5 protein-coding genes are annotated in these 11,397 nt (G+C 37.9%); 1 reads left to right on the top strand and 4 read right to left on the bottom strand.

What is annotated here, in order from left to right; all coding sequences use genetic code 11:
- Window positions 1-204: 204 nt before the first annotated feature.
- Window positions 205-861: a carbonic anhydrase gene (locus ACFIJL_RS01045; protein ID WP_375612226.1), complete on the bottom strand. Its 657-nt coding sequence runs from the start codon at window positions 859-861 to the stop codon at window positions 205-207.
- A gap of 276 nt (window positions 862-1,137) precedes the next feature.
- On the opposite strand from ACFIJL_RS01045, the gene ACFIJL_RS01040 reads away from it, so the two are divergent.
- Entirely contained in the window at window positions 1,138-5,847 is a 4,710-nt protein-coding gene (locus ACFIJL_RS01040; protein ID WP_375622109.1) for an NAD-glutamate dehydrogenase, read from the top strand.
- Between the two features lie 1,306 nt (window positions 5,848-7,153).
- On the opposite strand, the gene ACFIJL_RS01035 is transcribed toward ACFIJL_RS01040, so the two are convergent.
- The 3 genes from ACFIJL_RS01035 to ACFIJL_RS01025 all read right to left on the bottom strand — a co-directional run bounded on the left by ACFIJL_RS01035 (window position 7,154) and on the right by ACFIJL_RS01025 (window position 11,391).
- Window positions 7,154-8,209, bottom strand: coding sequence for a DUF2125 domain-containing protein (locus ACFIJL_RS01035; protein ID WP_375622138.1), 1,056 nt, complete (start codon window positions 8,207-8,209; stop codon window positions 7,154-7,156).
- Window positions 8,210-8,937: 728 nt separating this feature from the next.
- Entirely contained in the window at window positions 8,938-9,684 is a 747-nt protein-coding gene (locus ACFIJL_RS01030; RefSeq protein ID WP_375622108.1) for a glutamine amidotransferase, read from the bottom strand.
- A 147-nt stretch (window positions 9,685-9,831) separates the two neighbouring features.
- Window positions 9,832-11,391: a heme biosynthesis protein HemY gene (locus ACFIJL_RS01025; RefSeq protein WP_375622107.1), complete on the bottom strand. Its 1,560-nt coding sequence runs from the start codon at window positions 11,389-11,391 to the stop codon at window positions 9,832-9,834.
- Between the last annotated feature and the right edge of the window lie 6 nt (window positions 11,392-11,397).

Here is an 11,397-nt window from a genome sequence, read left to right as displayed (position 1 = left end):
CAAACCAAAATAGCATCCGAGAACGCATCGCGCCGTCGGATGTTGACCTCTGAGATCTCTTTATACCCTTAAACTGGGGTCTCAGTCGGTGGCTCCAAGTTAATTTTGTCACTGAAAGCTTGCTCCTTCAAACAATAAAACCCCATCTTTGTCAAGTTTTATCATAAAATATCTTTTTATACGAAGAAATAAAAACAACAAATACTATACTTCAAAACTTTCAACTTCAACACGCATAAAACAACCTGTTTCCTGTTCCATGCTCCATAATTTTCCGCTAGAGATATCAAACCAAACCCCATGCAATGTCAAAAAACCTTGATCTTTGCGAAGCTTAATCCACGGAAACGTCTCTAAATTTCTCAACGAATGGCGAATAGAAAGCTGCTCTAATGCCGTCTGTTTTTCTGGCCAAGACAGCGACTTATTATTCAAAACGATTTCTGCTGCTGGTGCTAAGAGACTTATCCATTGACCGATAAAATCATTTGATAATAAAGATTTATATGTCTCATTAAGAGCAGTACGAATGCCTCCACAATGGGCATGACCAAAAACGACAATATGTCTCACCTCAAGCAATTGCACAGCATATTCAAGAGCTGCTGATGTTGCGTGATATTGGTCATCAGGAGAAAAAGGAGGAACCACATTCGCCACGTTGCGCAGGGTGAAAATTTCCCCTGGCTTAGCATCAAAAATCATTTCTGGTACTGCACGCGAATCACAACAAGCAATGACCAAAACTTCAGGTTTCTGCCCCTCAATCGCCAATTGCTGATAATCTGCTATTTTATATAAAAAATGATTGTTTATAAAGTTTTGGTAACCACTTAAAAGTCTTTCTGGTAAATGCGCCATTCTCTTTTTACTTTTACTTCTTTTTTTACTTTCATTTTGTATATTTAAAAAAACAAACTATTAACATACAAAAATACTAAAAATGCCCTTTCCTTGACGCAAAATATTTCTTTAACGTACAAACTATTACTAAAAAATAGCAAAAACAAACTCATTCTTTCCAAATAAAGAGCTATTTTCTTCAGAAAGAAGGTGTTACAGTATATAAAAAATATATATGGTCTGCTTTTAAAAAGAGAAGAAAAGACCCCTTAAGAGCAAAAAGGGAGAGTGAATGTGTTGCAACAAAAAAAAACAGAAACAAAAAACACCCAAGATAAAATAGAACAAATCCTTTTTGCCCAAACCGATAAAGAAGATATTACTTATTACGAAAATGAAGAACTTCAAAAAGCCACAGCCATCGCAGTAAAAGCTTTTAATCTCCATCAAACGGGAAAAAACACCATCTGCTTTGAGAAAAATTTAACCCGTAGTAACAGACCTATAACCGTTATCACGCTTGTCAATGATAACAAACCCTTCCTTCTCGATTCTATTTTAAATGTTTTTAATCAACACAAAAACCATATCTATTTGATTGCACACCCCATTATTGATTGTGCTTCTGGAAAACGCATCAGTCTGATGCAAATTCACATCGAGTCATTAAACAAACAGCAAATACAAAAACTTGAAAATGAACTCACCTTAGTTCTTGAACAGGTTAATGCTGCTGTACAAGACTGGAAACCTATGCTTGAAGAAGTTGAAAAGCAGATTCATGCCTACCAAATAAGTCTTCCCCCGCACTACAAACAAGAAGGCGAAAAAGCTATTGAATTTCTTCACTGGCTAATGGACGATAATTTCATTTTCCTTGGTATGCGCACTTACAACTTCATCAAAGACCAAAAACCCCTAAAATCCTTTACAGCGAGTAATATTGAACTTGGTATACTCACGGATGCTTCTATTCATATTGTTGACGATAAAAGTATGAAAGAACCTCCTCAAGAAGTTTTATCCTTCATGGAAAGCGATAATCTGTTTATCGTGACAAAAGCGAACAGCCGTTCCAAAATTCACCGTTCTGTTTGGCTCGATTATATTGGTCTTAAAATTTTTGATAAAGAAAAACAACTCTGTGGAGAATTACGCATTGTAGGGCTTTTTACCTCCTCAGCTTATACACGTTCTATTTTGCAAATTCCTTTCTTAAAAGAAAAAGCCCGAACTATTATTCAACGTCTTGGACACAATCACGCCGATTATTCAGGAAAAGCACTCATCAGTGCTTTAGAAACCTATCCAAGAGATGAAATGTTTCGCTCTGATGTTGATACATTGACAGAAAATACTAAGCTTATTCTACAATTAGATGAGCGCCCACGTTTACGGGTTCTTGCCCACACTGATTCTTTTGGGCGCTTTGTTTCTATCCTTGTCTACGTACCGCGTGACCAATATAGCAGCAGCCTGCGTGAAAAAGTTGGCGAACATTTTGTTGAGCTTTATAAAGGCAACTTTTTTGAATCTTATCCGCTCTTTTTGGAAAGCACCCTTATACGTGTCTATTATATCATCCATCGCAAAGGAAACGAAACTGTTCCCCTTTACGAGCGCTCTACACTTGAAAAACATGTACGTTCGATAGCACGAAGTTGGGAAGACAGGGTTCAAGCCATCGCTCTTACCCAGAAAATAACAGAGCAACAAACACGTCTAGCCAGTGAATTCCCCAACAGCTATCGTGATTTATTTTCAGCTGAAGACGCTATTAACGATGCCGGACATATTCTAAGTCTTCATGATGAAAAGCCCCTTTTCGTGATCTTTTATCACGCACAAAACAAAGAAAAACAGTACATTTCTCTTCGGCTTTTTCACCGCCATGAAGCTCTTGCCCTTTCCAAACGTGTACCACTCCTTGAAAATATGGGGTTTCGCGTTATTGCTGAACAAACCCTTGAATTACCAGATGGCAATGGGCGCTCTGTGTATCTTCATGATATGCAGCTAGAAAGTACTTTCCAGCGCTGTATCGATTTTGAAAAAGACGGGCAAAAACACGCCGAAACCTTTGAAGCCATTTGGGCACAAAATGCTGATAATGACGGCTTTAATGCTCTCACACAAACAGCTGAGCTTGATTGGCATGAAATTATTATTTTGCGCCATTATGGGCGCTATCTCCAACAAACTGGAATTCCTTATTCGCAAGATCGCGTTGCCCAAACTTTAAATGCTTATCCTGACATTACCCAAGATCTTTATGCTTTATTTCATTTAAAGTTTCATCAAAGCCATACAGAAAAAGAACGGGAAAAAAACCAACAAGTCATTCAAAAGCGCATTGAAGAAAAATTACGGAAAGTCTCTGGTTTAGATGATGATCTGATTTTACGCCGTTATTGTAACCTTATCGAGGCAAGTTTACGAACGAATGCCTTTACGCCTCTTCCTGATGGAAATCCACGGCGTATTTTAGCCACCAAATTAAATCCGCGCCAGATTGAAGGTTTGCCTGAACCGCGCCCTTACCGAGAAATTTTTGTTTATGGACCAGAAGTTGAAGGGGTCCATTTGCGTTTTGGACCTATCGCTCGTGGCGGAATTCGTTGGTCTGACCGTGCATTAGATTATCGCACCGAAGTGCTTAGCTTAGTGAAAGCCCAACAAGTTAAAAATGCGGTTATCGTTCCTGCAGGTGCAAAAGGTGGATTCTATCCCCATCGGCTTCCCCAAACAAATGACCGTGCTGTCATCATAGAAGCAGCACGACAAGCTTATACAGACTTTATCACAGCTTTGCTCTCCATTACAGACAATCTGATTAACGGCAAAATAAGTTCTCCCCACAATGTCATCTGTCATGATGACCCTGACCCCTATTTTGTTGTTGCGGCAGACAAAGGAACAGCAACTTTTTCTGATACAGCCAACGCCATCAGCCAAGCAAACCACTTTTGGCTCGATGATGCTTTTGCCTCTGGAGGCTCAGCAGGTTACGACCACAAAGACATTGGTATTACAGCTAAAGGTGCATGGGAAGCCGTCAAAAGACATTTTAGAGAGTCATTTAATCACGATATTCAAACAACGCCCTTCACCTGTGTCGGTGTTGGCGATATGTCTGGTGATGTCTTTGGCAATGGAATGCTGCTTTCCAAACAAACAAAATTGATTGCCGCTTTTGATCACCGCGATATCTTTATTGATCCAGATCCGAACATAGACGAAAGCTATGCAGAGCGTACGCGTCTCTTCAAACTGCCTCGCTCAAGCTGGCAGGATTACGACCAAAGCAAATTATCAAAGGGCGGTGGTATCTTCTCACGAAAAGAAAAAACCATTACTCTCTCACCTGAAGCAGCACAAGCCATTGGTTTCGAAAAACAAACAGGAACACCCTTTGAAATTATCTCTGCTCTTCTCAAAGCCCCTGTTGATCTTTTATGGTTCGGTGGCATTGGTACTTATATCCGCGCAACAACCGAAAACGATGCCCAAGTAGGTGATCGTGCAAATGATGCAATACGCATTACCGGAGAACAAGTGCGTGCAAAAATTATTGGTGAAGGAGCTAATCTTGGTGTTACACAACGTGGACGGATTGAATATGTCTTAAATGGTGGTCGATGCAATACGGATGCCATTGACAATTCTGCTGGTGTGAATTGTTCTGATATTGAGGTCAATCTCAAAATTGTTCTTGCATCAGCACTACGTGCCAAAACACTAACCCGCGAAGAACGCAATAAGCTCTTGAAAAAAATGACACCTCAAGTCGAGCAACTCGTCTTGCGTAATAATTATCTACAACCTCTTGCGCTTTCTTTGGCGGAAAACCAGAGCACTACTGATTTGCCCTATCAAATACGCTTTATGCACGACTTGGAACAAAAAAATCTTCTAGATCGCAGAGTTGAAATGCTTCCTGATGAACAAGTTTTACAGCAAAGAACAACCCAAGGCAAAGGTCTTCTCCGCCCAGAACTCGCCGTTATTTTTGCCTATGCTAAATTGACCTTAAAAGAAGAAATTGCTAATAGCCCCATTGTTGATGATCACTATTTCAATACAGCCCTGCTGAACTATTTTCCAACCCAAATTCAAGAAAATTTTAAGAAGGAAGTCATTAACCATCAATTGCGTCGTAATATTATCGCAACGCTGATTGCCAACGATATTGTAAATCGTGGAGGCCCCACTTTTGTTAATCGATTACACGATGCAACAGAACAAAAAGCTGAAAATATTATTCGCGTTTTCATTGCCATCCGCGATGGTTTTGAAATTCCTCAATTGTCTGAGCAAATTGATAAGCTTGATAATAAAATACCCGGTCTTGTCCAAAATAAATTCTACGCAACAATGACCCCAATGCTCTTTGAAACAACCAATTGGGGTTTGCACAACATAGATCTCTCACGTCCATTAGAAGAAGTTGTAAAAACAATAAAACAAGCCCGTAGCGTTATTGAAAAAGAGCTTATGCATTCTCACGGCAACGATATTAAGCAAAAGATTGAAGAAAAAGCATTACACTACAGCGAAGAGGGAGCACCAAAAGCATTAGCGAAACAATTAGCCCTTTTGGAAGCTGCTTCAACAATCTGTGATATTTCTTTAATTGCAAAAAAAAGCAACAGTGATCTTATTAAAACTGCAGAGATCTACTTTTCACTTGCGCAAATCATTCGTATAAACCGCATTAACGAAGCAAGTCGTATAATCCCTGTAGTAGATTATTATGATAGTATGGCTTTAAGCCAAGCCAAAGAAAATGTTTCTGAAAGTTTTCGGCAAATCGTTATGAAAATCCTCAAAAATTATGGAAAGAAAAAAGATCCTTTTGACACTTGGAAAAAAACAGAAGAAGATCATATTCACAACATTACAAACCGCATTAGCGCCCTTATTGAAAATGATCTCAATATTTCTCGTTTTACTTTTGCAGCAGGATTGATTTCTCAACTTCAAAATATTGGCTTTCAAACCTAAAGCAAATACAAAACGCCCCATTCAATCTCCCGTTCTATCCCACCACCACAACAAACCAACAAAAATAGAGAGCGGGAGTTTGCATTTTAAACATAACACCAAAAATAAAAATCTCGCTATTTATCACAATAGAATTGTTTGCAACAATGTCAAAAAAACAGCAGGATTGATTTCTCACCCTAAAAACATAAACTTTCAGACTTAAAAGCAGTACAAAACAGCTAAACTTTTGCCCCGTTCCATCCATCCATGACGAAGCAGCAAGGAAAGAACGGAAGCGCTATCCCGCATTTTTAGACAGAGCACTAAAAATAAACTCAAATTTTACTGTCAAATATCCTTCATCATAAAAATATAATATATTGATTTACAATTATAATTTTATCATTTTTATGATGACTGATAATTCGATATTCTAAATTTGTCTCATTTAAAATTTGTTTATATTCAATCAATTAACCCCATTTCCCCTTGCATATTGCAAATGCGAAAGCCGAATAAATAAAAACAGTAAAGAAAGGACTAAAAATGCCCCTCATAAACCGCCTCAAGTGCTAAAAACTACAGTAAGATTGGGAGTTAGCAAATATAATATGATGGTTATTCCCCCTAGCTTGTTAGTCCATAACCGAAAAGATGGTGGTGCTTAATGGCTTTATCGTTATACCATTCATAGGCGACATCGTGAAATAGCAAGCACTGAGAAATATTATTTTAATAAATGCGTAAATATGCAATACAAATATATTCTGTTTTGCGTGGAAGACATATGGCTTCATTAAAAAACATCAGAAATAAAAGGATAAGCTTAATCCATTATTTAAAAGATATAACTTAACTGCTTTTGAAATGCGTAAAATCGAATAAAAAATGACAGTAAAGATGAATGTTGATTTTTCTCTTTACAACTTCATATTTTTCTCCAGCTAGTCTGTTTACTTGTTTTAAGAGGTTACTCCCAAACAGATATATGCAATATGCTGCTCATTCCATATATAAAGACAAAGGTTCCTAACAGGCACCATACCACCTGTATAAAAAGGCAATTCAGCATGCTTTAAAATGACACTTTTCTATACAAACACTGTTACTATATGTAGTTTGATATAAGATTTTGTACTAAGTGAAAAGAGGTTGGACGAGTTAGGAGTAGGTGGTAATTTTTTATTTTTATAGCTATTTTTTTTACCATTAAATACGCATTTTGTTAAAATAGATTTTGACACTCTAAAATTGTAAAAAAGTATGAAAATCAGAAAAAATCGAAATTTGGTAGTAAAAATGAAAAAAGGCTTTGGTACAACACCTAAAGCGGAGCAAGACGACCAAGTTTTAAAAATCCCAATTTTACCCACCCGTTGTCAATGAGTAAGGAAAGAACAGGAGCGCCGTCCGCATTTTTAGGCAGGGTACCCAAAATAAAAAATAACGCTTGAAGATTATTGGTTTGCGTGGGAAATAAATGCTGCAGAGTGTTAAGAAGCTTCATGGACTGAACAAGGACAAGTTCAAATTTTGCTGTCAAATATCCTTCATCATCAACAGAAAAAGGTCCACTAATACGCACTGCACCACCTGTATGAAAAGCTAATTCACCTTGCTTTAAAAGTCCACTTTTTCCATACAATCGCTGTTGCCAATTTTTTCCTTCATTTTCAAACAGAAGAGAGGCATCATTTAAAATCCATTTCAAATTGCCATCAATTTTAGGAATATCAACAAAAGAAGATTTTAAAAAGGGAGAAGCATCAAAACCATCAAAAGTTATATGTCCCGATAAATCATTCTTTTCATGTTTAAGATCAAGTCGAAAAAATTCTGCCGTTATTTTTTGGGAAGCTTCTTTTGGCTCTAATGGCTGAATAATCACGTTATGCGTATTTTGCAAAGATACTTGATTTTCAACATTTTTTTGTGTCGTTTTGTTATCTGTCGTTTGTGCTCCTAATGCTTCTTGAAGCTTTTGATCTTCAGGGGAAGAGGAAAAAGGTGAAACCTCAAGCCCTTCAGCTATAAACTTCAATGTCTTACCCGTTTTCCAATAAGGTTCTGTTTCAATCATCAAATTGCGCCAACTGGATACTATGGAAGTTTTTCCAGAAAAAACAATTAATGCAGGAGCATGAACATTAAACTCGACCAAATGAGGTGCATAAATTGGTGCACCAGCTGTTAAACGCCCCGTCGATACAGAAACCCCATGTAAAGGCCAAGAAAATTGAAACTTGTCACAAACAACACCGACATGTAAAGGATAACCATCCTTGCGCATATTCTCGCATACCGCCACTATATTATGGGAAGATATTTTTGCGAATATATCAGAAACATAGTCTTCTATTTTACGTGAAAAAAAAACCAGAGTGCGCTATAAATAAATATCAGAGCAAGAAAAAAGCACCCCCAAATTAAATAACTCAAAGAAAAACTTTTTTGTGATGATGGTATTTGAAAGGATTTAGACAATATTCAAACTTTCTATATCTCTTAACTTTTTTCTCACCTTAAAAAGGATAAAGATTCCTCACCCACACTAATCTGTAAATAATCGAGCTCCTTATCTAGCACGCTTTATCTTCTGATCACTTCAAGAAGTCCCTATACATCGTTCTAAAGTACAGTATCTCATAAGCTCAATAAACAAGATTTTCTTAAAAAAAACCCATTACACCCTTTAACAAAAAACACCTCATGTGTAAAGTTTTACATAGATTTTCTACCTCTAGCTTAAACCATACTGTTTTACAGCACAACAAAAATGATAATGAATAGTGTTTCTTAACGATAAAGCCATTGAGCCCCCCATCTTTACGCTTATGGAGACCCCAAAGCCAGCACCATCATTATATTTGGCTAGCCCCCAAATGTTGCGACAGCCCTTGGCACTTAAGACAGTTCATAAGAAGCATTTTTAGTCTTTTCTTATACAGTTTTTGCCCACACGCCAGCCCTACTTGTGACATGCAAACAAGAGGTTTTTATTGAGTCAACATACACAGGTTTGGAATGAAAAAACCTTACTATATTCGGGGTTCTCATTCAATATACAAAACCGTGAATTACCTATATAAATCAATTCGTTGTCAACAATCACACAAGTACGGGCGGTGTACAAAAAATCTGGTGTAATGCGCTTTCAAACCATTGGCTCAAAGCTCGATCATAGATTAAACGACCTTTCAAATGTGCACAAGCAGGTTGAGCACCTTTTTCAGTCAATTTATGTGCCGAACGCACGACCAAACGCCGCATCATAGCACGTGTAAATTCAGCATGAAATTGCAAGCCCCATGCATTGCTTCCATAACGAAAAGCTTGTGTAGGATATGTATTCCCTGTTGCCAAAAGCATTGCCTCTTTCGGTAAATCATAAATACCTTCATCATGGAAATGGTAGACCATCTCTGGCCAATTCATCAATTCCTTTCCTTGTAGGGTTGCTTCTAGTGGATACCAGCCGACTTCAACAGTCCCATCACTTCTTGTACCAACGCGCGCCCCTAGATTTCGCGCTAACATTTGTGCTCCAAGACAAATACCCAAAAAAGGCTTATTTTCCTTTAGCGACAACGAAATCCAGTCAATTTCGTCACCAATATAGGCTTCGCTGTCATTCACACTCATCGGTCCCCCTAAAATAACAACACCGGCATAATGTTCTAATGTATCAGGGAGTTTTTGTCCAAAAATAGGACGATAAATATCAAGAACAAAACCATTTTGTTGTAAAAATTTTCCCAAACGACCAGTGTAGGTAGAGTGCCGATGAATAACAACAGCAATCCTTGGTTTGTTATTTTTTGGTTTTTTTCCAAGACATCTCTGATTTAAAAACATTTTTTAACCAATTACCTTTGCAATCAAGCAAAACTTCATTTTTTAAGCATAAGAGAATAATTTGATTGAACAAGATTAACGATAATTTTTTCTCCTACATTAATTATTTCTTCCGACAAAACGCTCAGACTACCCTATTAACACAATTTAAAATAAACGAAATTTCTTCCTCGATAAAGACGTTTCTTCTTCTGTTTTAACCCCTGGATCATCAACATTTAAGTGAGTTTGGCCGAATGTATTTACATCTTGTTCTTTTATATCTTGTTTCTCCACCTGCGCATTATGCAAAAAAGAATCATCTATAGGTGTTAATTTTTCAAGCTTCTTATCTTCAACATCATCACTTTTTTCCATAACATACTCTTTGTCTTGCTTTTTCGGCACAATATTGTCCGCCTCTAATGTGAGAGAAGGCATACAAGGAGGCGCCTTCCATTCAAAACAGCCCAAACGTCCACTGATTGGAGAAACCGCTGACCAAGAAGAAAAAATGGCCCCATCACACATCCATACTGGATCACGTTCAGCACGAAGTGCTAAAGAAAGCCATTGACGTACAGCAGCCTGATTGTTTCCCTGTGCCTCTTCAATATCTGCCAATAATAAATAAACACTTTCCCGTGGATGATACTGCAATGCTTTTTGTGCCTGCTCTCTTGCTAATACTGTTTCACCAGCATCCAAAGCTGCTTTAGCAATAAGGAAAGCCGACTCAAATGCATCTTTATTATAAGCAGCAAGTGTCTTAGCCCTTTTCAATCGCCCAATAGCTCCTTCTTCTCTTTCCAGATAAAGTGCTCCCAAGTCAGGATGAGGATTCTTTTGCCAAGCCGCTATAATCATTTTATCCGCTTTACGCGTTTCATTTAACTTATAAAGAATATCAGCAGCAATCACTGTTATTGGAACAAAATCAGGCGCCAATTTATGGGCTTTCAAAATGGCTTCACGTGCTTGTACAGGATGTGTATCAAACAAAGAAAGTGCCTGCCCACTTAGTAGTAAAACCTGTATATGCTGCCGCTCTGGAGTCGCGCGAACAGAACGCGGGAGAGCTTTATTTGCTCTTTCAAAAACAGTAAGTGCCTTATCCCATTTACCCTCAGCACTTAATCGATCAAGCACCGCCTGATGCGCCCATAAAAGTGCTGGCGATAAAGTCAGTGCCTCTTCGGCATATTGTTGCGCTGCCTCATAAGCTTTACTCTTCATCGCTTCACGAAACAAACCATAAAGTCCAACCAGTTTTGTCGAATCTTCCTTTCTCATCTCTTCATAAAGACCGATGGCGCGAACAGAATTATTTTGTAAAGACAAGGTTTGCGCTTGTAAAAGTTTTACCAATGGCTCTTGTTTTCCTGCAAGATATTTAGCAACCCGTGCTTCCATTTTTTGCGCAACCATACTATCACCAGCAAAAGTTGCGAGAATCCCCTTTGAAAGAGCTTCGTAACCACGCTTTTGATGGCGTTTATAAAAATAATTGGAAAGAGCACTCGGTATGGAAAAAAAGAAAGACAATAACCACCATAAAAGCACCAGCGTTACAAAAAATAAAATAAGCACACTTAACACTGTAAGCAATGAAGCAGAAAATCTGAAATGCAAAAATGTGAGAACAAAAATACCATTGTGATTAGCTACCCACGTGAAAGCTAAACCGAGGATACAAACAACAAAAATATAAATAAAAACACGTATCATCTTGGG

Source organism: Bartonella sp. TT119HLJHH (assembly GCF_042193385.1).
GTDB lineage: Bacteria > Pseudomonadota > Alphaproteobacteria > Rhizobiales > Rhizobiaceae > Bartonella.
The sequence above is the reverse complement of the archived record's forward strand: the minus strand, read 5'-3'. Positions and strand labels throughout refer to the sequence as shown.